Origin of the sequence: Sorangium sp. So ce1036, assembly GCF_051369805.1 — a bacterium.
In the GTDB taxonomy this organism is placed as follows: Bacteria; Myxococcota_A; Polyangia; order Polyangiales; family Polyangiaceae; genus Sorangium; species Sorangium cellulosum_F.
The window spans coordinates 5,990,475-6,014,951 of record NZ_JBBMOX010000001.1; the positions used below are offsets into that span (position 1 = coordinate 5,990,475).

14 protein-coding genes are annotated in these 24,477 nt (G+C 74.0%); 7 read left to right on the forward strand and 7 right to left on the reverse strand.

The features are described 5' to 3' along the window. Positions 1–539: 539 nt before the first annotated feature. The 5 genes from WMF31_RS22605 (at position 540) to WMF31_RS22625 (ending at position 10,204) form a co-directional block, all read left to right on the forward strand. Positions 540–1,850, forward strand: a complete 1,311-nt coding sequence (locus WMF31_RS22605; protein ID WP_436603931.1) for a PP2C family protein-serine/threonine phosphatase — start codon at positions 540–542, stop codon at positions 1,848–1,850. 486 nt (positions 1,851–2,336) lie between these two features. Further along, a complete protein-coding gene (locus tag WMF31_RS22610) occupies positions 2,337–3,491 on the forward strand; it encodes a hypothetical protein (RefSeq protein WP_436603932.1) in 1,155 nt (384 codons plus the stop codon). A gap of 188 nt (positions 3,492–3,679) precedes the next feature. Then, positions 3,680–7,687 (forward strand): serine/threonine-protein kinase, encoded by a 4,008-nt coding sequence (locus tag WMF31_RS22615; RefSeq protein ID WP_436603933.1) that lies wholly within the window; start codon positions 3,680–3,682, stop codon positions 7,685–7,687. A 33-nt stretch (positions 7,688–7,720) separates the two neighbouring features. Then, on the forward strand, positions 7,721–8,455 hold the full coding sequence (locus WMF31_RS22620) for an OmpH family outer membrane protein (protein ID WP_436603934.1): 735 nt from the start codon (positions 7,721–7,723) through the stop codon (positions 8,453–8,455). A gap of 492 nt (positions 8,456–8,947) precedes the next feature. Next, positions 8,948–10,204, forward strand: a complete 1,257-nt coding sequence (locus WMF31_RS22625) for a hypothetical protein (protein WP_436603935.1) — start codon at positions 8,948–8,950, stop codon at positions 10,202–10,204. A gap of 84 nt (positions 10,205–10,288) precedes the next feature. On the opposite strand, the gene WMF31_RS22630 is transcribed toward WMF31_RS22625, so the two are convergent. Both WMF31_RS22630 and WMF31_RS22635 read right to left on the reverse strand, forming a co-directional pair. Beyond that, the gene (locus WMF31_RS22630) at positions 10,289–11,380 is read right to left on the reverse strand and encodes a hypothetical protein (RefSeq protein ID WP_436603936.1); all 1,092 of its coding nucleotides are present in this window, start codon (positions 11,378–11,380) and stop codon (positions 10,289–10,291) included. 55 nt (positions 11,381–11,435) lie between these two features. Beyond that, complete coding sequence (locus tag WMF31_RS22635) at positions 11,436–13,535, reverse strand: hypothetical protein (protein ID WP_436603937.1); 2,100 nt, start codon at positions 13,533–13,535, stop codon at positions 11,436–11,438. A gap of 62 nt (positions 13,536–13,597) precedes the next feature. On the opposite strand from WMF31_RS22635, the gene WMF31_RS22640 reads away from it, so the two are divergent. Continuing rightward, the gene (locus WMF31_RS22640) at positions 13,598–14,032 is read left to right on the forward strand and encodes a hypothetical protein (RefSeq protein WP_436603938.1); all 435 of its coding nucleotides are present in this window, start codon (positions 13,598–13,600) and stop codon (positions 14,030–14,032) included. Positions 14,033–14,113: 81 nt separating this feature from the next. Beyond that, positions 14,114–15,385 (forward strand): hypothetical protein, encoded by a 1,272-nt coding sequence (locus WMF31_RS22645; protein WP_436603939.1) that lies wholly within the window; start codon positions 14,114–14,116, stop codon positions 15,383–15,385. A gap of 65 nt (positions 15,386–15,450) precedes the next feature. On the opposite strand, the gene WMF31_RS22650 is transcribed toward WMF31_RS22645, so the two are convergent. From WMF31_RS22650 to WMF31_RS22670, 5 genes are all read right to left on the reverse strand, one after another. Continuing rightward, positions 15,451–16,032 carry a hypothetical protein gene (locus WMF31_RS22650; RefSeq protein WP_436603940.1) on the reverse strand — a complete coding sequence of 194 codons (582 nt, stop codon included), beginning with the start codon at positions 16,030–16,032 and terminating at the stop codon, positions 15,451–15,453. Next, positions 16,032–18,812: a type VI secretion system Vgr family protein gene (locus WMF31_RS22655; RefSeq protein ID WP_436603941.1), complete on the reverse strand. Its 2,781-nt coding sequence runs from the start codon at positions 18,810–18,812 to the stop codon at positions 16,032–16,034. The genes WMF31_RS22650 and WMF31_RS22655 overlap by 1 nt, the downstream gene beginning before the upstream one ends. A gap of 16 nt (positions 18,813–18,828) precedes the next feature. Continuing rightward, the gene (locus tag WMF31_RS22660) at positions 18,829–21,099 is read right to left on the reverse strand and encodes a type VI secretion system Vgr family protein (protein ID WP_436603942.1); all 2,271 of its coding nucleotides are present in this window, start codon (positions 21,097–21,099) and stop codon (positions 18,829–18,831) included. A 28-nt stretch (positions 21,100–21,127) separates the two neighbouring features. Beyond that, positions 21,128–23,353, reverse strand: a complete 2,226-nt coding sequence (locus WMF31_RS22665) for a type VI secretion system Vgr family protein (protein WP_436603943.1) — start codon at positions 23,351–23,353, stop codon at positions 21,128–21,130. Positions 23,354–23,573: 220 nt separating this feature from the next. Continuing rightward, positions 23,574–24,467, reverse strand: coding sequence for a hypothetical protein (locus tag WMF31_RS22670; protein WP_436603944.1), 894 nt, complete (start codon positions 24,465–24,467; stop codon positions 23,574–23,576). Positions 24,468–24,477 lie beyond the last annotated feature (10 nt).

Consider the following 24,477-nt stretch of genomic DNA (forward strand, 5'->3'; position numbering starts at 1 on the left):
GCGGCGGACACGCGCGAGTTCCGCGGGCGGCGGCGTGAGCCGCGCAGCGCGCGCCGCGCCGAGCGCAGAGCCGAGCGGAGCCAGGAGGCCCCGCCGTGCGCGCCGGCGACGCCGAGGGCAAAGGTGTGATGCGTGGAACGCAGAAGTAGTAGTAGAGGAGAGCCGCGCGAGAGGCGGGCCGTGGGCGCCACGACCGCGATGCGCTCGCGAGCTCGCTCGCGGCGGCGCTGGCCAGGGGAAACGAGGGGGCCGGGCCGCTGCGACGGCGCCTGCCGCAGCGCAGCACGCGGCACGGCCGGCCCTGTCGCGCGCGCGAGGCGCGGCGCCGGTGCGCGGTCGTCCGCGTCGCTACAGCGCGGATCGCCGCGGGGTGGCGGGCCCGGCGGCACGACGGCCATGGGGCTCTCCCGCGCCGCCGGCGCCCGCGGCGCGCCCCTGCTGCCGCACTTCCACCGACCGAGCCAGGGTCGCTACCGGCCGCCCCCCTTCATGTTGATCTCGGAGACGCGGCGCGCCTTTGCTACGTTGGTCGCCGGGACATGGCCGATCTCGCAGCCGCCCTCGTCATGGGAATCGCCCTCCTCGGGCTGATCTATTGGTATTTTCGTTCGAACAACGGCGACCGGGCCCGGCCGCGCGCGGCGCACGCGCCGTCGCAGGGGGGCTCCGGAGCCCATGCGCTCGCCGAGGCGGAGGCAGATTTCGAGAGCTCCACGAGCGGGTCGGGATCCATCAGCCCGCACGACGGGCTGCGCGCGCCCGCGGGCGACAGCGCTCACGCGAAGATCGCGGGAGGAGCCGGGCGCTCCGAGCGGATCTCGGGCGCCGACTGGAGGCGGCCGAACGGGGCGTCCCGCCGCGAGGACGACGACGGCTTCGACGACGACGACGACGACCTCACGCTGATCACGCTGGCGCCTCCGGAGGTGCTGCAGACGCCGATCAAGCGCCCGAGCGCGCCGTCGTACGGCGGCGAGGAGGAAGACGAGGACGACGAGGATCACGAGCGCGAGGAGCCCTCCGCCGTTCCCATCATCTACGACGACGAGGCCGCCATCGACGAGCCGACCAGCTCGTCGCCGCTCCTGCTCATCAGCGCGGTGGGGCAGACCGACCCGGGCCAGAAACGCAAGAAGAACGAGGACTGCTACCTCTGCCTGGACGAGCACTACCTGTTCGCCGTGGCGGACGGCATGGGCGGCCACGCCGGCGGCGACATCGCCAGCCGCCTCGCGGTCGACACGATCGCGAGGGCGTTCAAGGACCAGTCGTTCGTGGACGGCGACGCGGCGAGCCCCTACCCGGATGTCCCCCGGCGCGGCAGCGAGCTGGCGGTCGCGATCCAGCGGGCGAACCAGGCCATCTATGAGCGCGCCCACGCCGATCGCAGCCTCTCCGGCATGGGGACGACCCTCGTCAGCGCCCGGTTCTCCCCCAACAAGCAGCGGCTGTATATCGGCCACGTCGGCGACAGCCGGTGTTATCGCCTCCGCGACAACGAGCTCACGCAGCTCACCACCGATCACACGATGGGCGCCGCGGGGATCACCGGCCCCATGGCGAACCACCTGAGCCGGGCGATCGGGATCTCCCCCGCCGTCAAGGTCGATCTGATCATCGCTCGCCCTCACCCCGGCGACGTCTACCTCCTCTGCTCCGACGGCCTCTCGAAGATGGCGACGCACGAGGCCATCCGCGACATCCTCCTCTCGGAGCCCGATCCCGAGAAGGCGTCCCAGGCGCTGATCGAGAAGGCCAACGCGAGCGGCGGGCGCGACAACATCACGGTCATCCTCGTCCGGGTCAGCGATCCCAAGGATCTCGCGCGGCTCGCCTCGCGCGCGGGCTGAGCACCCCCCCGCCCGCCGCTCCCCGCCCCCCCCTCCCCGCCCCCCCTCTCCCCCGACGCACAGCCCGAACCTCCTCCGGCGCGGCCCGCCCGGCCGCACGCGCGGTGGCGCTCGACCGGCCGCACGCGCGGTGGCGCTCGACCGGCCGCACGCGCGGTGGCGCTCGCCCGCCAGCCGCGCAGAGTCGTTTCCGATCAACGATCCTCGATTACCACGAATAACGACATGCCGGCTCACCAAGCGGTCGCGAGGCGGTCATTTACGAACACGAGGCAGCAATCGTCACAAATACGGCATGCGACGCGCAAACTCTCGAGCGCGCAGAGCATTACGACACGGCACCTCCAATTACCACGCATAATGCACTCACCGGGCCAAACAAAAAACTGCACCCAACAACAGCTCATGAGTCCTTGACGCACTCCGCCCTGAGCGCTCTGAATGGCTGCCGCGAACGGCTTCGGGACGCGGAGCCATTGACCCGGAATGCGACGACATCACCACTTCAAGCTCCTTGTTGCGTGTCTCCCGCTCTTCAGCGCCCCCGCGCTCGCGGAAGAGCCGCCACGCCGTATGCTGCGGATGCGTTACAGCGAGGACCCGCGAGCGGCGTCCTGCCCTGGAGAGGCGGTCCTTCGCGAGCAGATCCAGGCGCGGACGGGCTACGACCCGTTCCGGGAGGACGCGCCCGAGGAGATCGCCGTCCGCGTCGCGCCACGCGGCAGCGAGCTCGTCATCTCCCTCGCGTACAGCGACGATGACGGGAATGTCTTCACCCGGCGCGAGTTCAACATTCCGAACAGCAAAGCTGCCTGCGCGGCGCTGACCAGCTACGCCGCGCTCGCGATCGCCTTCACGCTCACGCCGTTCGGGATGGACATGCCATCTCCCGGAGCGGCGCCCTCGACCCCCGCGATCACCCCGCCGCCGCCGCCGCCGCCGCCGCCTCCGCCGCCGCCGCCGCCTCCGCCTCCGCCGCCGCCGCCGCCGCCGCCGCCTCCGCCGCCTCCGCCGCCGCCGCCGCCGCCGCCTCCGCCTCCGCCTCCGCCTCCGCCTCCGCCTCCGCCGCGCCCGAAGCCCGCGAGCGCGCCCGCCGAGCCCTGGAAACCCGCGCAGGTCGGCGTCGGTGGGCTCGCAGGGTTCGGCGACGCCGAGGAGTGGTTCGGCGGCCCGAGCTGGCTCTTCAGGATTCGCTGGCCGAGCGGCATGTCCCTCTCGCTCGAGGGTCGGAGCCTCCTCTTCGCCGCGGCGAGCGCGGAGCCCGCCGGCCAGGGCACGGAGGAGGGCGAAGCGAGCCCCGACGGCGGCGCGGGGACGCAAGCGCGATCCACGGAGAGGCTCTTCTCCGGCGCCCTCGTCCCGTGCATTCACGCGCGCACCCTGGTCTTCGGTTGCGGCGTCCTGGGGCTCGGCGCGCTCCAGCTCTCCAGGCCGGCCGACAGCGCCCCCCACGCCAGCCTGCTGCTCGCGACGATCGGGATCCGCGCCGGGATCGAGCTCGCGCCCACGGACGCGCTCTCGTTGTACGCCCACGCCGAGGGCCTCGCCGCGTTCGCGCCCGCGGCGTCCACGTACCGCGCGCCCGTGGAGACATCGACCGTGACCGTGTCGCTCGGCGCCGGGCTGCTCGCGGCGTTCTGAGCACGACGACCCGCGCGCCGCGCAGCGGGTCGTCGCTGAATTTTTGCGCACTGGGCCGGCCTCGATCCGTCGCGTCGGCGCGGCGCAGCGCGCGAGCGCCGCCTCGGCCCCGGTCGGCTGGCGGCGCGGCGCGCGGGGCGCCTTCTCTCTGGCATCGAGCTGCGAAGTTCGCGTAGCCTTTCCCGAGGGTGCTCCCGGAGTTCACCGATCCGACCGACCGCTTCATGATCGAGGCCCGCAGCCGAAGCGGCGGCATGGGTGATATTTTCAAGGGCACCGATCAGACCACCGGCGCGCCGGTCGCGATCAAGATGCTGCGCGCCTCGGCGTCGCCGCAGGAGCGCGCCCGCTTCGCGCGTGAGATCGCGATCCTCGCCGACCTGCGGCACCCCAACATCGTGCAGTACATCGCCCACGGCACGTGGCTCGACGGGCGCCCGTTCTTCGCGATGGAGTGGCTCGACGGCGAGGATCTCGGGCAGCGCCAGCGCCGCGCGCCGCTCGGCATGCGCGACTCCGTGGAGGTGGTGCGGCGCAGCGCGGCCGCCATGGCCGCCATCCACGCCCGCGGCGTCATCCACCGCGACCTCAAGCTCTCGAACATCTTCCTCGTCCGCGGCAAGGGCACGGCGATCAAGCTCATCGACTTCGGCGTCGTGAAGCTCGCGGTCCCGGACGACTACCCCACCGAGCGCGGGACCATCATCGGCACGCCGCACTTCATGTCGCCCGAGCAGGCGCGCGGCGAGCCGGTGGACGCGCGGGCCGACGTCTACTCGCTGGGCTCCGTCCTCTTCCGCCTGGTCACGGGCAGGAACGTGTTCGAGACCGAGCACGCCATCGCGCTGCTCGGCCGCCTCGTGCTCGAGGATCCGCCGCGCGCGCAGCAGATCCGCTTCGACGTGCCGGAGGCGCTGGACGAGGTGATCACGCGCGCCATCGCCCGCGATCGCGAGGCGCGGTACGAGAACGGCGGCGAGCTGGCGCGCGCGCTCGCCCGCGTCGGCGAGCTCGGCAACGATCCCCCGGCGACGGAGCGCTCGGCCTCGGCGGTCCGGCGCGCGGTGCTGGAGATCAGGGCGGCCCCTCCGAGCAGCCAGAGCCCCGAGCGGCCGCAGGCGCGCCTCGCCACGAGCGAGCGGCGCGTGGTCGCCTGCGTGCTGTTCGAGCTGGGCGGCGGCCCGCTCCGCCCCGAGGTGGACGCCGCGCTCCGCGAGGTCCTCGGCGACGACGCGCGGCTCGAGCCGCTCCTCAGCGGCACGATGGTCGCGGTGCTCGGCGTCGAGCGCTCGCGGGGCGACGAGGCGATGCGCGCGGCGCGGGCGGCGCTGACGGTCGCCCGGTCGACGCCGGGCGCGCGGGTCTCGGTCGCGGTCGGGCACGCCGTCCGCGGCCGCGAGAACCTCGCCGGCGAGGCGATCGAGCGCGCGGCGCAGCAGCTCGAGTCCGCCGTGCCCGGCGCGGTCCGGATCGACGCGCACGCGACCTCGGCGCTCGAGGGGCGGTTCGTGGTCCAGGAGGACGCGCGCGGCGGCGTCCTCCTCCACGAGGACGTCGCCGGCTTCGACGCCAGGAAGCTGCTCGGCCAGCCCATCCCGACCGTCGGCCGCGAGCGCGAGCTCGCCCTGCTCCAGGGCCTCTTCCACGAGATCGCCGAGGACGGCGTCCCGCGCGCCGCGCTCGTGACCGGCCCCGCCGGCATCGGCAAGAGCCGCGTCCGCGCCGAGCTGCTCCAGCGCCTCGACACGGCCCCGCACGCGCCCGTCATCCTGCTCTGCCGCGGCGATCCGATGAGCCACGCGTCGAGCCTGTCGGGGCTCGGCCGCGCCCTGCGCGCCCTCATGAGCATCCACGACGGCGAGCGCCTCGAGGACCAGATCCAGAAGGTCAACGCCCACGTGGCGGCGCGGCTCTCCCGCCCGCTCCGCTTCCTCGCCGCCTTCATCGGCGAGCTCGTCGGCGTGCCCTTCCCCGACAGCGGCAACGAGCCGCTGCGGGCCGCCCGCGAGAGCGCGCAGCTCATGCAGTCGCGCATGCGGATGGCGATCGAGGCGTTCTTCCGCTCGAAGTCCGAGAGCACGCCGCAGATCCTCTTCATCGAGGACCTGCACTGGGCCGACAGCACCACGCTCGAGCTCGTCGACTGGCTGCTCGGGTGCGCCGACCTCCGCTTCGGCGTCTTCGCCTTCGCGCGGCCCGAGATCGCGAGCCGGTTCCCGTCGCTGTGGGAGGCGCGCAACGTCACCCGCGTGCCCCTCTCCCCGCTCTCCGCCGAGGCCGCGGACCGGCTCGTCTCGACCGCGCTCCCCCAGGCCGACCCGGCGGCGCGCGGCGCCATCGTGCAGCGCGCCGGGGGCTACGCGCTGTTCCTGGAGGAGCTCATCCGGCACGCCGCCGAGGGGCGCGACGACGTGCCGCTCAGCGTGCAGGCGCTGGTGCAGCACCGCGTCGATCGCATGTCGAAGGGCGGGCGCGAGGTGCTGCGCGCGGCGTCGATCTTCGGGCCGGTCTTCTGGACCGCGGGCGTCGAGGCGCTGCTCGAGCGCGCCGTGGGCCCCGAGCTCGCCGAGCTCGAGGCCGGCGAGATCATCGCGCGCCAGGGGGCGTCGCGCATCGCGGGGCAGGCGCAGTGGGCGTTCCGGCAGGCGCTGGTGCGCGACGCGGCGTACGCCTCGGTGCTCGAGGAGGACCGCGCCGCGCTCCACCTCGCCGCGGCCGCCTGGCTCGAGTCCGCGGGCGACGTCGACCCGGGGCTCATCGCGCGCCACGCCGAGGCCGGCGGCGAGCGGCCGCGCGCCGCGCTGCTCTACGCCCGGGCGGCGCGCGCGGCGCTCTCGAGCGGCGCGGAGCTCGACGCCGCGCTCGATCTCGCGACCTCCGGGCTCGCGTGCGGCGCCGAGGGGGCCACGCGCGCGGCGCTCCTCGTGCACAGGGGGCAGATCTGCGAGCTCCTGGGCCGCATCCCCGAGGCCGTCGACGCGGCGGAGGAGGCCGCGCGGCTCGCGCTGCCCGGCTCGGATCTGTGGGGCGAGGCGCAGGTGCTCGCCGTGACCTCCAGGATCGCGGCGGGCGAGAGCGAAGAGGGCGACGCGCGCGCCGCCTCCGCGCTCTCGCCCCAGTTCGCGGCCGCGCTCTCCCCGTCGATCCGCGCGATGCTGCTCGCCTCGCGCGCGCGCGGCCTCCTGGATCTGGGCCGGCCCGCCGACGCGCGCCGCGCCGCCGAGGCCGCGACCGTGGCCGCGCGCGCGAGCGGATCGAGCGACGCCGTCCTCCACGCCCGCGAGGCCCACGTGGCCGCGCTGCTGCACGCGGGCGACCTGTCCGCCGCGCTCGCCGCGGGCGCGTCGCTGGAGGAGGAGGCCGAGCGGGCCCGTGACGTCGTCGTCGCCACCAAGGCCCGCCTGAGCACCGGCGCGGCGCTGAACCACCTCGGCCTGTTCGAGCAGGCCCAGGCGACGCTCGAGCGCGCGCTGCAGGGGGCGCGGGGCCGGAAGCTCCGGGCGCTCGAGGGGCTCGCGCTGCACCACCTCGGCATGTCGTGCGCGCGGCTGGGCGACCTCGAGGAGGGCATCGCGCACGAGCGGGCGGCGAGCCGGATCGCCGACGAGTGCCAGCTCGCGCGCCTCAGGATCGTCAGCCGGCTCCACGAGGCGCTCTTCCTCGTCTGGCGCGGCGCGCCCGGCGATTACGGGACCGCCTACGCGCTCGCGCGCTGGCTGTGCGAGGAGACCTCGCGCCACGCCGCCGCGCTGCAGCCCCTGGCGAGCTTCGCGCTCGCCCGCGTCCAGCTGGCCCGCCGCGAGCTCAGGGCCGCGCTCGACGCGGCGCGCGAGGCCGGCCGCCGCCTCGAGAGCGGGCCCGTGGACGCGTGGGACGCATCCATCCGCCTCGCGCTCGTCGAGGCGCTCCTCGCGACCGGGCACGACGCGGAGGCGCTCTCGGCGCTCGACGCCGCGCTCACCGCCGTCGCCGCGCGGGTCGACGCGATCCGGGATCGCCGCCACCGCGACGCGTTCGTGCGCGGGAGCGACGAGATCGGGCGGCTCCTGTCCCTCGCCCGCGAGCGCCTCGGCCGTTCGCTGCCCGCGATCTCGCCCGCCGCGGCGCCGCGCGGCGCGGGCCCCACGCACGGCAGGGACGCCCACGCCGAAGGGGCGGCGGCCCCGGCGCACGAGAAGGGCGCGCCACGTTCTTGACGTTGGGTGGCCAGGTAGCTAAGGCCATCCGCGATGCGAAACAACCTGCCTGAGCGGCCCTTCGCGCCCCGCTCCACGTTCTCCAACTCCGCGCGATCGGCCGACGCAGGCCGGGGAGCTGCGCTGGCGACCGGCGCGACCACGGGCCGGCGGCTCGTGACCCGCATCCTCCCGCTGCTCGCCGCGGGGATGCTGGGCAGCGCGGCGCTGCTGTCGTCCGCGCCCGCCGCGGCGCAGTCGAAGATCGCCGTGGTCGATGTGCGCCGCGCCATGCTGGAGACCGAGGAAGGGCTCCGCGTCCAGGCGACGCTCAAGAAGCTGTTCGACAGCCGCCAGGTCGAGCTCGACACGAAGCAGCGCGCGCTCGCCACCGAGCGCGAGAAGCTCGACAAGGAGGCCCAGGCGGGCAAGACGCCGAAGGACGCGCTCCAGCGGAGGTTCGAGACCTGGCAGCGGCAGGCCGCCGAGCTCCAGGCGACGATGGTCGACTACCAGCGCGAGATGCAGCGCAAGGAGAGCGAGCTGACCACGCCGATCCTGCAAAAGGTGCTCGGCCTGCTCCGCCGCATCGCCGCGCAGGAGGGGTACGACCTCATCCTCGACAAGGCGGCCGCGCCCTATTACCGCGCCGACCTCGAGCTCACCGATCGCGCGATCCAGATGTACAACAGCGGGCAGACCGGCGATGCGCCTCCCGCGAAGGGCGCGCCCCCGAAGGGCGCCCCCGCCACGCCGCCCAAGGCGCCCGCGCCGGCTCCCAGGAAGTAGCCGACAGGTCCTCACGAGCCTCGATGACGCGCTCTCCGAGGATCGCCCCCTGACTCCCGACAAATAGCTGACGTCCTGGTCATCACGAGCCTCGATGACGCGCTCATCGAGGCTCGCTTCGTGGCTCAGGGCACTTCGCAGGCGTCCAGGTCGCAACCCCTCGGGTGATCGAGAGCGACGCGACTGCGACGCGACTCCACCGCTCCCACGACGCATCATCTCCCGTCCGCGCTGCGCGCCCGCTGCGGGCACTCCGATTCGACGCAATCGCACGCCAGCGCACATCGCATCCTGCCGTGTTCGTCCGCCAGCTCTCGACGGATCTCCCGGAGCGGGAGAGCTCCCCTGCATTGCCCTCCCACGCCGGAGAGACGTAGAGTTCATCACGCGAGCTGGCCTGCCGGCCCGCCTCGCAGATCGAGCTCCTCCGCGGCGGGGGATCCTCTCGGGGCAGATCCGCACGACGGGGCAGCCTGGCACGGAGGTGATTCGGTGAGCGCTTTTCTTGTCGGCCGGGGAGCGCACCTCGCGATCTGGGCAGGGCTCGGCGCCACAGGCGCCCTCGCGGCGCCCGCAGCGTGCCTGTACCCCGATTACACCTTCGATGAGCGCGAGCCGTCGGCGAGCTCCGGCAGCGGCGCCGGCAGCGCCAGCACCGGCGGCGAGATCGGCTCCGGCGACGGCAGCAGCGCCGGCAACGGCAGCAGCGCTGACGACGGCAGCAGCGCCGGCGCGACGGAACCCGAGGATTGCTCGAACGGGGTCGACGATAACGGCGACAACCTGGTCGACTGCGCGGATCCAGCGTGCGGCGCGTTCGTATGCGCGAGCGCCGTGCCGGACGGATGGATCGGGTATTTCGCGCTCTTCGACGGCGATCCCGCCGAGGACCCCGGCTGCCCTGCCGATTTCCCCTCGGAGCAGCCGTTCCTCGGCAATCGCGACCCCTCCGCGCCGCCCGCGAGCTGCACGTGCTCGTGCGGACCGGCGGAGGGACAGACCTGCAAGGAGCTCGAGACCGTCGTGATCACGACCGGCGACGCGCCCTGCGGCTCGGAATCGTACTGCGTCGGGACGCTCGAGACCCCCGGCTGGAAGCTCGACGCCTGCACGGGGCCAGACGGCATTTACGGCGGCAACCGGACCTGCGGGCCCGGCGGCGACTGCACGGAGGACACCGGCGTCCCCTGCACCGTGTCGGTCATGGCGAGCCCGCTCGAGGCGACCGGCGGCGCGTGCGCGCCGAACGCGGTGGACGTCCAGCGGCCGAGCTTCCGGTGGACACGGCTCGGCCGGGCGTGCGCCGCGGCGGAGCCGCTCGGCCGGGGCTGCAACCTCGGCCAGGTGTGCGCGCCCAGGCCGCCCGCGCCGTTCGAGAGCGGCCTCTGCATCGCGAAGGACGGCGACAGCGCCTGCCCGCCGGGCGCGTACACGGAGAAGCACGTCTTCTTCACCGATCACGAGGACAGCCGCGGCTGCCGGGACGACTGCACGTGCAGCGCCCCCTCGGGGGGGACGTGCCCGACGATGATCACCCTCTACTCCGACTCGCCCATGCACACGTGCGCGACGCCGGTGGCGACCGTGCCCGCAGGGGGTTGCAGGGACGTGGCGGGCAACCCCGCCGTGGTCGGTCGCAAGGCGACGGCCCCCGGTCCGCCCTCCGGCGGCGCGTGCGCGCCGAGCGGCGGCACGCCCAGCGGCGAGGTCCGAGGCACCCACCCGAGGACGTTCTGCTGCCGCGGATGACCGGCGTCAGGGCCTGCCACACGCTGCTGCCGCGGAGGAGCGGCGTCAGGGCCTGCCATACGCTGCTGCCGCGGAGGACCGGCGTCAGAACCTGCCGGCGACGCTGAGGCCCGCCACGTCGGCGCCAGGCGCCCGCAGCAGGAGCTCCGCCCCGCGTGCGACCCCGCGGGCGCTCCGCCGGGGCGCGGCGCGGGCGGCGCCGGTGTCCGCCGACGGCGCGGCGGCGGCCCCGCCGTTCGTGACGAGCAGCGCGACGCCCACGGCCACGCCGGCGACGCCGAGCCCGATCGTGGCCTCGGCGATGCCCGTGTAGAGCCGGCCCCGATCCGCGATCGGCCTGGCGGAGGGAGGGCAGCTCGTGTCGCCTCCGCACAGCGCGTCGAGCTCGCTCAGCGTGCCGCCGCGCAGACCGAGGAAGACGCCGCCCACCACGCCGCTCGCGAGCCCGGCGCCGAGCGCCACGAGGCCCGGCACCCTCGACGGCCCCGCGGCCGGCGTCGGGGCGTCCGCCGAGAGCGCGGGCGGCGGCGCGGCCGTCCGTGGATCGCCCGGCGATGCGGCCGTCCGGGGATCGGGCGGCGGCTCGGCGATCACGACCTCCACGGTCCTCGCGTCCCGCTCCCCGAGCGTGACGGTCTCGCGCACCGCCTCGCGATCGCCGATCCTGGCCGTGATCACGTGCGCCCCGGGATCGACGGGGATGTCGGCGCTCATCTCCGCGGCGCCGAGCTCGGCTCCGTCGAGCAGGATCGTCGCCGTGAGCGCCCCCTGGCCGCGGCGGATCGCGAGCCTCGGGATGCGCAGCTCGAGATCCTCGATCCGCGCGCCGACGTTCGCCGTGACGTCCTGCGCCCCGGGGTCGCCCGCGGCAGCCGCCGCGGCGAGCCGGAAGTGGCCGAGCGCCGAGACGAGCCTGCCGAGGCGCGCCTCGCACTCGGCGATGTTGAACAGCACCTGCGGCGTGCGCCGCACCCGCGCGACCGCCTGGAACTTCGCGAGCGCCGCGGCGCAATTGTTCGCCGCGCTGAGCGCGATCCCCTCCCGGAAGAGCGCCCGCGCCGCCTCGAGCTCCGCCTCGGTCTGGGCGCCCGCCGGGCGCGGCGCGAGCAGCGCGGCCCCGAGCGCCGCGGCCGCGACGATCCGACGGCCGCTGCTCCGAAGTCTGCGTCGATCCATGGCTCTCCTCGCCGGAGTGTACCAGGAGAGGCGTCGCTCGCGGGTGGTGCGGCCCTCACCCCGCGCGGCGGCGCGGGCGCGCCCAGCGGCCCGGCGCGCCGGAGGCGCGCGCCGCGATCGGCCGCCAGGCCGTGATCGCCTCCTCCTGCACCACCACGAAGTCGTGCGGATCGAAGCGCACGAAGCGCCCGGTACGGACGATCAGCTCGCGCTGGATCTGCCCGCGTTCGCCCGGGGTGACCGGCCCCGTGTCGAGCTCGTCGAGCACGACCTCGGGCGTGTACGGGCGCCCGCGGCGGTAGCGCGCGCCCTGGTCCCACCCCTGGCAGCGCTCGCGATAGAAGGCCCGCCAGCGCTCGGCGTCCACCGTGGGCTGCTCCACCGTCTCCTTCGCCGGCGGAGGCGGCAGGTCGCGCGGGTCGCTCACGATCTGGGCGAGCTTGAGCGCGCGGGGCTCGCCCACGTCGGGCTCCGGCGGATCGGGGACGAAGATCTCCTCGTCCTCCACCGCGACCTCCTCCCACAGCCCCGCGCCGGTGATCCGCTCCAGCGCGTACGCCGCGGCGAGCTTCACCGCGCCGTCCACGTCGCGCTCGAGCAGGTCGATGAGCTGCGGCACGGCGGAGGCCGCGCCGGCCCAGCCCACGGCGACGATCAGGCCGCGGCGCGGCGCCTCGAAGGCGCGCGCGGCGAGGTGCCGCGCGTCCCCCTCGTCGCCCGCGAGCGCGAGCAGGAGCGCCGCCGCGTCCCCGCCCTCTTGCTCCTCCATCGCCGCGCGCAGCGTGATCGCGGCGTGCGGGTGGTCCGAGAGCGCCATGGCGGTCCAGGCCGCCTCGCGGAGCTCCGGCTCGGGCGCCGCGAGGGCCCGCTGGATCAGCTCGGGCAGGCGCGGGCTCGGCGCGCACCCGAGGTGGCGGAGCGCGCGCGCCGCGACCGGGGCCGCGTCCGAGGCCGCCGCGACGAGCTCGTCCTCGGTCGCGAGGCCCCGGTAGGCGAGGACGTCGATCGCCATCGCGCGGAGGAGCGGCTCGGGCTCGCGGAGCAGGCCGCGCAGCGCGAGCGGCAGGTGATCGTGCGGGACGAGCTTGAAGGCCGCGCCGACCTCGTCGAGGAACGCCCTGTCGCGATCGCTCCGGAGCAGGGCGTGCTCGGCCGCGGCGAGCGCGTCGCGGCCCGCGAAGCAGCCGAGCACCATCGCGCTCGCGAACCCGAGGCTGGGATCCTTCACGGGCGCCTCGGCGACGAGCCGCGGCACGTGCTCGATCGCGGGCTCCCCGATCGCCGCGATCACGTCGATGGCCGCGAGCATGCGCCGCTCGAGGACCAGCGCGCCCCGGAAGGGATCGCCGAGCAGCGGCGCCCGCTGCATGCCGACCATCGCCACCTCCTCGAAGCACTCGCGGCAACGGGCGCGGAGGAAGGCGATGTCGTCGATGGCGGCGCCGATCTCCCGCGCGAAGCCCGGCGGCGATGGGGGCGCGGCGGGCTCGTCCCGGCGCGCCTCGAGCGGCCGCGCCCCGCCCGCGACGGGGAGCGCCCCGGGCGCGGGCGCCTGCGCCTTCAGCGCCGCGACGGCGGCCCTGAGCTCCTCGAACGTCTTCGGCGGCGCGATCGGCGGCGGCGGCTTCGCGACCAGCTCGGCCGGGGCCGGCTCCGGGACCTTGAGCGTGGGCACGAGCGAGCGCCGCGGGACCGCGTGCAGCCGGGGCCGATCGCGGCTCGCCAGGAGCGACGGCGGCTCGGGCGGCGGCGACGGCGGCGCGGAGGCGAGCCGCGCCTCGGCGTGCGCGAGCCAGCCGCGCGCGTGCTGGAGCTGCTCGCCCACCGCCGCGAAGCTCGCGTCGAGCGCCCGCGCCTCGCCGATCGTGACAGCGGCATCGTCAACTTCCGCCATGGCCGCGCGCACGGCGCGGAGGCGATCGGCGCGGCCGTCGAAGGCGTCGTAGAGCGCGCCGAAGGCCCGCTCCAGGGCGCGCGCGCAGCCGGTCAGGTCGAGCGCGGGCTCGACGTCCTGCTCGAGCGAGAGGGCGGCGCGGCGGAGCGCGGCGTGCCCGCTCTCGAGCCGCTCCAGGGCGGGCAGGTCGACGCCGGCGGGCGCGGCCGGCTGCGGTGCGGGGCCGCCGGGCGCGACGAAGGGCAGGTACGAGGAGGACACGGGTCATGGATACACCCGCGCGGAAGGGGCCCCAAGCCGCGCGCTGAGGTAGCCTTGGCGCGATGAAGGATCCCGCCCGCGACGTCGAGGCGTTCGCGACGCTCGCCGCCCAGCTCGCGGACCCGAGCGCCGATCGCGCGGCGCTCCTCGCCGAGCACGGGCTCGACGAGGAGCGCTGGGAGGCGCTCGACGACGCCTGGCAGGCGCGCTTCTCCGAGGCGGACGGGGACGACGGCGACGACGTGGGCGTGCCGCCGCTCGTCGCGGCGTTCGCCGAGACGTTCGCCCGGGTGCAGCGGGCCCGCGCGAGGAGCGCGCTGTCGTTCGAGCGCTTCCTCGAGGCGGCCCGCGCGATGAAGCGGGGCACGGACATGGCCACGGTGCTCGGCCGGCTCGACCTGACGCTGGAGGACTACCTCAGCGCGCAGCAGCGGTGGACCGCGGCGATGCTCGAGGACGAGGAGCTCATGGCGCGATTTCAGAGGGCGATGACGTAGCAGGGGCGAAGGCGCCGCGGGGTCGGACCGAGCTGCCGCCGCGCCGTGGCGAGGCGTCCGGCGCAGGCTCGCGGAGGCAGGATGGAGAGCGAGGGGAACATCCGATCGATCACGCTCGAGGAGCTCGCCGCGATCAGCGGGGCGCTCGAGGCGGGCGTGCCGCGGGACGAGGCGCTCGCCGGGGCGGGGCTCTCGGTGGCGGCGTGGGAGGCGGCGCGGGAGCGCTGGCTGTCGCGGCTCGCCGCGCGGGCCGCGCGGGGGCAGCTCGGCGCGACGCGGCGCTACCTGGCGCTCGTCGCCGAGCAGAAGCGGCGCGTCCAGGCGGAGGCGAGGGAGCCGCGGAAGAAGCCCGAGGGCCCGATGCCGGTGGCGCCCTCTGCGCACCTGTCCCCGCTGCAGGGGGCGGGCTGGGATCGGGCGGCGCCGCAGCCTGCTGCCAGCGCGAGCGGGGACGCGGCGACGCGCTCGCCGTGGGCCAGGGGGAGCTCGGCCGCGGCGCTGGCGGACACCTCCGCCCGGCCGCCGCTTCCGCCGACCGAGGCCACACCGCCGCAACAGCCCGCGCTGGTGCCAGGGCCGCCGGTGACGGCGCCGCGACGCAACAAGACGCTCGTCGTCATGGAGGCGGTGCCCATGCAGGCCGCGCTGCCCTTCAAGCAGGACACGCCGGGCGCATCGCCGGCCGGGGATCCCGCGACGCAGATTGCTCCAGGCCAGGCTGTCACGGTCGCGGGCGTGATCAGCCCGTTCGCCAGCCGCAAGGCGCTGCCCTTCGCTCGCCCCGGCTCCTCGCCGCCGGCCGACGGCGCCCTGCCCTTCGCTCGCCCCGGCTCCTCGCCGCCGGCCGACGGCGCCCTGCCCTTCGCTCGCCCGAGCCCGCCACCTCCGGCCGACAGCGCCCTGCCCTTCGCTCGCCCGAGCGCTCCGCCCCCCGTCGACAGCGCCCTGCCGTTCGCTCGCCCGAGCGCTCCACCCGCGGCGTCACGACCGCCCCTCGATGAGGGCGTGACGATTCCGCGTCAGCGCCCGGAGAGGAGCTGGGCGCTGCCCTTCCAGCAGCCGAACGCCGACGGCGCGCCGTCAGAGGACGCTGCCGTCTCCGAGCCCGCCATACCGGCCCGCGCCGACGCAGCGACGATGCGCAACGTCCAGCGGATCACGCTCGCGCAATACGCGCGCATCTGCGCCAGCACGCGAGATTATCCGGAGCAGCTCCAGCAGATTCAGCGCCACTACGGGCTGACCCCGCAAGCCTGGGAGGCGCTCCACGCGACATGGCACGAGCGATTCCAGCGTGATCCTGCGCTCAAGGCGCGATGGCAGGCGCTCGTCGAGCGGAGCGCGCGGCGCTGATCCGGAGGGCGCGAACGCGCCGCGCGGCGTCCGATCAACGCCCCCGGCGCGGCGCCGACGCGCCGTCAGTTCAGCCGCAGCAACCGCCCCATGATCCGGAACAGCCCCCGCGACGCGGCGCTGATGCGGCTGCCGACCACCTCGATGTCGCCGTCCTCGCGGATGCGCACCGCGCCGCGGCCGGAGCGAAGGACCAGCTCCTGCTCCCCCTCGAGGGTGATCGTCGCCGCCTTGAGGTGGAGCGCCTTCGGCCGCTGCGTCGTCAGGGCCCCGACGATGAGCGGCGCCGCCCCCTCGCAGAGCTCGACGAGCACCGCGTCGCCGCGGGCGTGCGCGTCGGCGATCACCTCGGGGTCGACCTCCGGCGCGACCTCGGCCTCGATGGGCCCCTCCGCGCCCCGAACCAGGATCCGCGCCGCCCGCCCCGTGATCGAGGCGACGCGCGCCGTCCGCATCGCGGCCCCGAGCGGCTGCGGCTTCCGCGCCGGGAGCGGCGCCGCGCTCGGCGCGGTGCGCTCGTCGAGCACGTCGTCGAGGGTCACGCGCGAGGCCCCGGGCGCCTCCGCCGCCTGGGCGTCCGCCTCGGCCTCCTCCAGCGCGAGCGACGCGGGGGCCGCGCTCCTGCCGCCGTCGAGAGGGGACGCCATCACACCTCCGAGACCTTCTTCGGCAGCTGGATCTTCGGGGCCAGGAACGCGACCATCGGCGAGGTGATGGTGACGCCGCCGCCGTCGATCACCACCTCGCTGGCGCCGCACTTGAAGACGATCGCGCCCCTCGCCTCGACCTTGTGGAACGCCCCGATGAAGGTCGCGGGCCCCACGGCCTGCACGACGTGCGACCCCTTGAGCTTGTCCACGACCGCGCCGCCCACCATCGCGGTGCGCGAGCCCGTGATCGTCTCGCTCTCGCCCGCGTTGCTGAGCACGACGAGGCCCGTCGCCTTCTCGCTCTTCGAGCCGGTGACGCTCTCCGCGTAGCTGCCGAAGGCGAGCTGCACCGTCGCGGCGCCGACGTCGATCGTCTTCTTGCCGGTCACGTTGTTGTCGATGTCCTGGATCGCGCCGACGACCTTCATCGAGCCCACCGTCTCCTTGTGGGTCCCCCCGACCTTCGCGGTCGAGTGCCCCGGCCCCTTCTCGCGATCGGTCGCGTCGACGCCGTCGACGTTGCCCTCGGGCCCGGCGGCGTTCGCCATCGACTCGCCCCCGCCGCCGCCCGAGTCCAGGCCGAGCGCCCCGGCGAGCGCGCTCGGCTCGACGAAGACGCGGCCGGCGAGGCTGCTGTGCACCGCGTTCGACGCGATCGCCGCGAGCATGTTGGGAGGGCCGGAGCCGCCCGGCGCGCCGCCCCCCGCGCCGCCGCCCCCACCCGCGCCGCCCCCGCCCCCACCCGCGCCGCCGCCCATCGAGGCGGCGAGCTGGCCCGCGCCGGGGATGCCGGACGCCCCCGCGATCATCGCGGGCATGCCGCTCAGGTCGCCGCCGGCGACGGCCCGCATCGCGCCCGAGACCCCCTGCACCTGCTGCGTCAGCGCGTTGATCGGGCCCATCACCTGGTTGATCGCGCCGTCGACCTGACCCTGGAGCGCCGAGATCGCGTTGTTGGCCATCACGCTCGCGAACTGCACCGCCGTCTGCGCGGCCAGCGCGAGCATGGCCTCGAGCGGGTTGCCATCCATCTCGAGCTGGTTTCCGCCGACCGTGGTCGTCGCGTTGCCGCCCACGGTGAGCGCGGAGACGGCGTTCACCTCGACCGTGCGGTCGCCGCCGACCGTGATCGACTGATCCGCGCCCACCGTGTTCGAGGACCCCTTCGTGATCTTCGTCGTCTGGTTCCCGCCGACCTCGAGCGAGGCGTTGTTGCCGACCACCGTCGTCTCGTTGTTGCCGATGGTCCGCTTGGCGTTGTTCGCGGCGACCATCTTCATGTCGTGCTGGGCGTGCACCATGATCTCCTCGGCGCCCGCCTTGTCCTCGAAGCGGACCTCGTTGGCGCCGCCGCCGCCCGGCGTGCTCGCGGTGCGGATCGCCGTGCGGGTCTTGCCCTCCGGCAGCGCGTAAGGCGGCATGAAGACGCCGTTGTAGAGCCGGCCCGTGACGATCGGACGATCGGGATCCCCCTCGAGGAACTCGATGAGCACCTCCCAGCCGATGCGCGGGAGCATCATCGAGCCCGAGGTCTGGAGCTGCGCGACCCGCATCCAGCACGACGCCTTGTCGTCGGTCACGTCGCTCCGGTCCCAGTGGAACTTGACCTTGCACCGCCCGTGCTCGTCGGTGTGAATCGCCTCGGGCTGCGACCCGGCCGGCGCCACCACGGTCGCGGTCTGGGGCCCCTCGATGACCGGGATCGGCGTGGCGCGCCGCGGCCTGAACTTCACGTCGGCCGGCACGAGGCGCGCCCGCGCCCTGGAGCGCGCCGCCGCGCCCTGATCCCCGCCGCCCTCCTGGACGTAGGTGTGCGACACCGCGAAGAGGAAGTACTCGCCGTCGAGCTCGCCGGCGTCCATGATCGTGAGCTTCTGGCCGACCGCGAGGCGCGGGCAGACCGCGTCGATCTCGAGCGTGCGCCGCTCGACCTGCTCCTCCTCCAGCCGGATCTGCGCGAGCCTCTGGCCCTCCTCGGGTTCGACGTAGCCGCCCGGGTAGTCGTACCGCTCGAGCTCCGCGCGCTCGCCGGCCTCCGCGCTCGCGGTCAGGTCGAGCTTCGGCCGCTTGAAGTCGTAGTCGCGGAGGACGAACTTGCCGGAGCGCACCCGCTCCCGCTCGCGGATGGCGTAGATCGCGTCGCGCTCGTCGGCCGCGGCGAGCCCGGTGCGCCGCCGGAGCGGCAGCGCGGGGTCGCCCGCGATGGGCCCGGCGGCGGTGCTGTCGTCGTCGAAGACGAGCAGCTCCCCGTCGGCGTCGACCTCGACGAAGCTGTAGATGCCCTCGTGCTCGAGGAGCCGCGAGATGAAGGCGAGCGCGCTCTCCTGGTACTGCACGCAGTACTCGCGCCTCGGGAGGTCGCCGCTGAGCCGCCACGAGACCCGGTCGATCCCGTGCTCGGAGAGCACCTCGGCGACGATCTCCTTCACGCTCTTGTCCTGGAAGATGCGCGAGTCGACGCTGCGCGCGAGGAGCGCGAGCGGCGAGACCACGCGCAGGGCGTACCGCGTGCCCGCCGCGTCCATGCCGAGCTCGGTGGAGCCGATCGCGGTCGCCGCCTCCACCACGCCGGCGACGACGCGCGGCGCCTCGCCCGGCGCGCCGAACGCGAGCGTCGCGCGCTTGCCGATCATCGCGTCGAGCTCGGCGTACATGCCGAGGATCACCTCGACGTCGAGCGCGAGCGGCCTGCCCGCCTCGTGGGTGCAGCCGAAGCGGAGCACCCGGGCGGCGGGGACCTCGTCGATCATGAAGTGCGCCACGGTCTCGCGTGCCACGTTCGCCTCCTGCCCCTCAGTTGTCGATCACCAGCGCGGCGGCGTCGGAGACGTCGCCGTCGAGCTTCGCAGACACGCCGAGGATCGCGACGCTCGCGGGCGTGAGCGAGAGGATCGACGCGCCCATCACCAGCGTGAGCGCGCCGTCGGCCTGGAAGACGACGTTGTTCGCCTTCACGATCTGCGCGCCCCCGGCGAGCTCCGTGTAGGTGCCGAGCGAGCTCTCGACGCGATCGCCGTTCGCGACGTTGACGATCGCGCCGCCCACCTTCACGTTCATCGCCCCGCCGACCTGGACGCCGCGCCCCGCCTTGACCGCGATCACCTTCGCGCCGGCGGCGGTCTCGCTCCGGTCGCCCTGCACCGTCACGGTGCGGTGGCCGAGCGCGAGCTCGATCAGCGCCGCGCCGACCTCGTGCTGGAAGGCGGCCAGGGTCTCGTCCGTGACCGCGCCGACCACGAGGTCGATCTGGTTGCCGGAGACGTCGAGCGCGCTGTCGCCGGCGACGTCGCGCTTGTGATCCCCGCCGACCTTCAGGTCGCGGTTGCCGCCGATCGACAGCGTGTGATCGCCGCTGATGTCGTCGACGTGGAAGGTCTCCACCTTCATCGCCTGGTTGCCGGAGACCGAGAGGGTCTGGTTCGCGCCGACGCTGCTCGTCATGCTGTTCGTGACGTTCGTCGTCTGGTCGGAGCCGATCGTCTTCTTGTGGTCGTTGCCGATCGACTCGGTCGCGTTGTTCTTCACCTCGGTGGTCATGTCCTTCGAGGCATTGATGAACATCTCCTCGCTGCCCTTCGTGTCGGACATCCGGAGCTCGTTGCTGCTGCCCCCGCCCGGCGTCGTCGCCGTCTGGAGGGAGCTCTTGCCGGCCTCCTTGGGGAGCGCGTAGGGCGGCGGCGTGAGCGCGTTGTACAAGCGGCCCATGACGAAGGGGCGGTCCGCGTCGCCCTCGACGTGGCGCACCGTGACCTCCCAGCCGACGCGCGGCAGCAGCATCGAGCCGCCGGTCGGCACCTGGCTCGTGCGGATCCAGCGGCTCGAGGTGTCGTCCTTCTTGCCGGAGCGATCCCAGTGGAACGAGACCTTCACCTGCCCGCTCGCGTCCGTGTGGATCTCCTGCCCCGCGGGGCCGGTGGTCATCGCCGTCTGCGCGCCCGGGATGACCTGCGCGCGCGCGCGCCGCGGCGGCCGGTAACGCGTGGTGCCGGTCGGCACGCCCCAGAACTCGCACTGGAATTCATGGCCACGGGCGCCGTCCTCCACGTCGCCGCGGGAGACCTCGAACGATCGCGGCCGGCTGCCGGCGATGCGCGAGCGGATCACGAGGTACTCCTGGTTGAGCGGGTCGTAGGGGTGGCTCTCCAGCGAGAACCGCCGGCCCGGGAGCAGCGCGAGCGAGCCCGTCTCGCCGCGCACGACGTCGCGCTCGGCCTGCACGGCGTCGAGCAGGACCCTGGCGAGCCGCTCCGCCGCGCTCACGTCGGCGGCGCGCGCCGGGTGCTCGTAGATCTCGAGCGCGTGCGGCCCGGGATCGCTCCCCTCGGCCGACGCCTCCAGCTTGAGCGAGGGCTTCTCCGGGTCGTAATCGCGGACGAACACCTTGTCGCTCTTCACGGAGACCGCGCGGGAGACGCGGACGACGCGATCGCCCGCGCCCTCCACGCCGAAGTCCTGGAAGAACGGGAGCGTGGCCCGGCCCTCGATGTCCTCGAGGCCGGTCGGCGCGTCGCCGAAGACGACCACGTCCACGTCGTCCTTCGTGTGGATCGCGAAGTAGATCCCCTCCTCGGCGAGGAGGCGGCGCACGAAATCGAGATCCGTCTCGCGGTACTGGACCGTGTAGACCCGCGGCGGGTGCGGCTCGGTCACGCGCCAGTCCTGCTGGTCCGCCGGCACGCCCGCGCCCTCGAGCACCTGCTTCACGATGTCGACGGCGCTCATCTCCTGGAAGATGCGGCAGTCGGCGCGCTGCCCGAGGCTCCACAGCGCGGGGGCGACGACGACGCGCAGCGCGGGCACGTCGTCGCCGTCGGGCAGGAGCTCGGCGAGGACGATGGTCCCGGCGAAGGCGCGGGTCTGCCCGCCGTCGCTGCGCGCGAGCGTGAACACGGCGCGCCGGTCGAGGACGTCCTTCGGCCTGGGCAGGGCGGCCGCGTCGTCGAGGAGGTCGCACTCGAGGTGGGTGAGCTCCGAGAGCTGCTCGTCGAGCTCGAACCGCAGCACCTGGTACGTCTTGCCCTCCACGCTGACGGAGGGGATCGCGGCGAGATGATGATCGGCCATTGTCGTACCTCACGGGCGCCCGAGGGCGTCACGATCCGAGCTTCATCGAGGCGCCCATCTTGACGACCATGGCGCTCTTGATCGCGATCTTGGGCCCCTTGATCACGACGGGGCCGCCGCCGAGCTTGAGCTCGCTGCCCCCGCCCTTGAACGCGCCGACCGCGCCGAGGAGCGTGATCAGCGGCGCCTGCACCACGAGATCGCCGTCCAGCTTCTGGTAATGCAGGCCGCCGACCAGGTTGGTGACGCCGGCCGCCACGTGCGAGAGGGAGCCCTTGGTCAGGTGGAGCTCGGCCGCGGCCGAGGTCTGGTCCTTGTTCGCGGAGATCTGCTCTCCGTGGCTGCCATTGATGATCTGGGCCTTCACGGCGCCGACCGTCTCGGCCATCCCGCCGAGCACGTTATCGTTGATCGAGCCGAGGCTGCCGGCGAGGTGCACCGCGCCGACCTTGCGGCTCATGTCGCCGGTGATCGACTGCGTGACGCCGTTCGATATCGTGATCTGGTTCCCGCTCACCGTGTAGGAGCGGTCGCCGGAGATCTTCTCGACGTGATTGCTGGTCGCGTTGCTCGTGTCGTTCCCGCCGATCGAGACGCTCTGGTTGCCCGAGATCTTGTGCGAGAGCACCGCGCCGACGTCGAGCGACTGATCGCCAGCCACGGAGATCGACTCATCGACCTTGACCGAGCGCGAGCCGTTCACGCTGATGTGCTGCTCCTCGTTGACGGCGACCTTCTCGACCTTGTCGTGCCCGATCGTGACGTTGAGGTCCTTCTGGGCGTGGATGCCGAAGCCCTGGCTCCCGGAGCTGTCGGACATGCCGATCTCGTTGTGGCCGCCCGCGCCCGGCGACGACATGCTCTTGAGCGTGCCGGACGCCTTGGCGCCGGGGAGCGAGAGCGGCGGCGTCTTCTCGGCGTTGTAGGTGCGCCCGAGGACGAGCGGCCGATCCGGGTCGCCGTCGAGGAAGGCGACGGAGACCTCCCAGCCGACGCGCGGCAGGATCATCGAGCCGCCCATCGCGACCTGCGAGACGCGCAGCCAGCAGCTCGAGGTGTGGTCCTGCTGCCCTTGCCGATCCCAGAAGAAGCGGACCTTGATCCGGCCGTACTTGTCGACGTGAATCGCCTGCTCCTGCGTGCTCGATCCCGTGACGACCGCCGTCTGGACGCCGCGGATGCGCGGCCGCCGCGCGCGGCGCTCGGCCGCGAACGGCGCGCCCTTGGGGATGCCGCGGAAGTGGTTCTCGACGTCGACGTTCTGCTCGCCGCCCGTGAGCGTCTGGTTGCCGCGCGAGACGAGGTGGGTGACCACGAACTCGCCGCTCAGGCACGGCTCCGCGGCGCCCTCGACGACGAACGGCTCGCCGACCTTGAGGCCCGCCGCGTGGCTCTCCCCCTCGCACACGTCCGCGTCGGCGGCGAGCTCGCGCATGCGCGCGTTCGCGCGGCGCTCGCCCACGCTCCCCTTGGTGAAGCCGCCGGGGTACTCGAAGTAGGGCAGCGCCCAGGCCTCCTCGCGCGGCAGGGCGGACTCGGGCTTCACGACGGGGTTCTCGAAGTCGTAGTCGCGGAGGTGGACGCTGCTCGCGCGCAGCGCGCGCGTCCGCGAGAATTTGCCGAGCGGCACGCTGCCGGGGATGCCCCCTTGCGCCATGCGGAAGAGCACCGGCGCCCCCTCCTCCACCTCGAATGCGGCGGAGTCGTCCGTGATGATCATCGTGTGTCCGGACGCGTCGTGCCGGAAGTAATAGAAGAGCCCGTTGTCCTCGAGCAGGCGTGAGACGAAGTCGAGGTGCGACTCGCGGTACTGCACGATGAACTCGCGCGGCTCGTACTCCTTCGTGTTGCGCCACTCGACCTTGTCGCCGAAGCCCGCCTCCTCGAAGACGGTCTGCGCCACCTGGACGACGGTCTTCTCCTGGAAGATGCGGCACCCCTCGCGGTACGCGAGCGCGGCGAGCGCGGGCCGGAGCCGGACCTCGAAGTGGCGGATCTCGCCCGTGAGGCCCGCGAAGGACGCGCGGTCGACGACGCCGTCGAAGAGGCGCTGCGCGCCGGCGTTGTCGAGGACGCGCAGGCAGAGGCGGCTGCGCAGGCAGTCCTCGACCCGGAACGAGGGGTCCATCGTCGAGAACCGGACCTCGACCGTGTACGGCAGGGAGATGCCCTCGACGGCGTCGAACCGAGCCACGGAGACGTCCGGGGGGAGCGCCTCGCCCTCGAGCGAGAAGGTGGCGAAGGTGGGGGGCATGACGGCATGGTAGGCGATCGCGGCGCGGCGCCAAGCCCCGGCGCGGGCCGGCGACGCCGGAGGCGCGGCGAGGGGCGGGCGCGCGGGGCTCCACGCCGGGTGCCCGGCGCGCGGTGGGGAGCGGGGCGCGGGGGTGCCGGGCGCGCGGCGGTCTCGCCGCGCGCCTGCCCTTGTCTACCGGATTCCCACGCAGAGGCGGACGGACTTGGGCGACTGTATATCAAGACGCGCGATGGCGCCGCCGGTAACGGTCATCCTCATATGACAAGAACTTTCCCCAGGTGTACATGTGGCTCGCCGCCAATGGGCGCTCCTGCCTCGTGGGGACCGGTAGCTCACTCAAGAGGTCCGCTTCGAGCGCCTCAGGGCTCGTGATGCGCGCTGCGCCGCCCGCGTCGAGCGCCTGCACGGCCGCGAGCACGATGCCGTCGGCGCTGTCGGAGACCACGTCGGTGCCCTGCTTGAAGCCCGGAATGTCGAGCTCCACCACGTGCGCGGAAGGCCCTGCCCACGCGCGCGTCCGCCCACGCGTGCCAGGCGCAAAGGGGGTGAGGGCGAGCTCGCGCGCGATCGCTTCGCCGACGAAGCACGACGACTCGAGGCGCGGGCGAGGCACGATGTGGGGGCGATTGAACGCCACGACATGACAGTCGAGGAGCGCCAGCGTCTCCCAGTAATGGCACACATCCTCGAAGGCGAGCGTAAAATACTCGGGGCCGTCGATGTGACTCCCGTAGAGCACGCAGCCATCCAGTGCGAGCCAGACCCGAGGGTCCTCGATCATCCAGACGGGCAGGACCTTCCGCGATGGGTCGCGCGGATCGGCGCACAGGCCATACTCTTGCAAATCGTCGCGGTCCCACCGCACCTCGCCGCGCAGGTAGCGCAGCGACGCATGGATGCCGAAGACGCCGTTCGGCGGATGGCCGAGGCCGCCCACTGCCTTCTCCGCAGAGCGCACCGCCTCCGAGCATGGCCAGCCCATGGCGGAGAGCTCTCGCGAGAGCTCGTCCGGCGACGCGGTCCACTCCGCGAGGCGGCGCAGCCCCAGCCGCTCGAGCTGCTCCTGTGCCAGCGCGCTGAGCGCGCTCAGATCTCGTGTCTGCCTGACCATGGGTCAGCGT

Coding starts and splice junctions, on each gene's coding strand:
- WMF31_RS22645 (WP_436603939.1), top strand. CDS start 14,114: ATGGAGAGCGAGGGGAACATCCGATCGATCACGCTCGAGGAGCTCGCC.
- WMF31_RS22620 (WP_436603934.1), top strand. CDS start 7,721: ATGCGAAACAACCTGCCTGAGCGGCCCTTCGCGCCCCGCTCCACGTTC.
- WMF31_RS22670 (WP_436603944.1), bottom strand. CDS start 24,467: ATGGTCAGGCAGACACGAGATCTGAGCGCGCTCAGCGCGCTGGCACAG.
- WMF31_RS22665 (WP_436603943.1), bottom strand. CDS start 23,353: ATGCCCCCCACCTTCGCCACCTTCTCGCTCGAGGGCGAGGCGCTCCCC.
- WMF31_RS22640 (WP_436603938.1), top strand. CDS start 13,598: ATGAAGGATCCCGCCCGCGACGTCGAGGCGTTCGCGACGCTCGCCGCC.
- WMF31_RS22630 (WP_436603936.1), bottom strand. CDS start 11,380: ATGGATCGACGCAGACTTCGGAGCAGCGGCCGTCGGATCGTCGCGGCC.
- WMF31_RS22610 (WP_436603932.1), top strand. CDS start 2,337: ATGCGACGACATCACCACTTCAAGCTCCTTGTTGCGTGTCTCCCGCTC.
- WMF31_RS22605 (WP_436603931.1), top strand. CDS start 540: ATGGCCGATCTCGCAGCCGCCCTCGTCATGGGAATCGCCCTCCTCGGG.
- WMF31_RS22650 (WP_436603940.1), bottom strand. CDS start 16,032: ATGGCGTCCCCTCTCGACGGCGGCAGGAGCGCGGCCCCCGCGTCGCTC.
- WMF31_RS22660 (WP_436603942.1), bottom strand. CDS start 21,099: ATGGCCGATCATCATCTCGCCGCGATCCCCTCCGTCAGCGTGGAGGGC.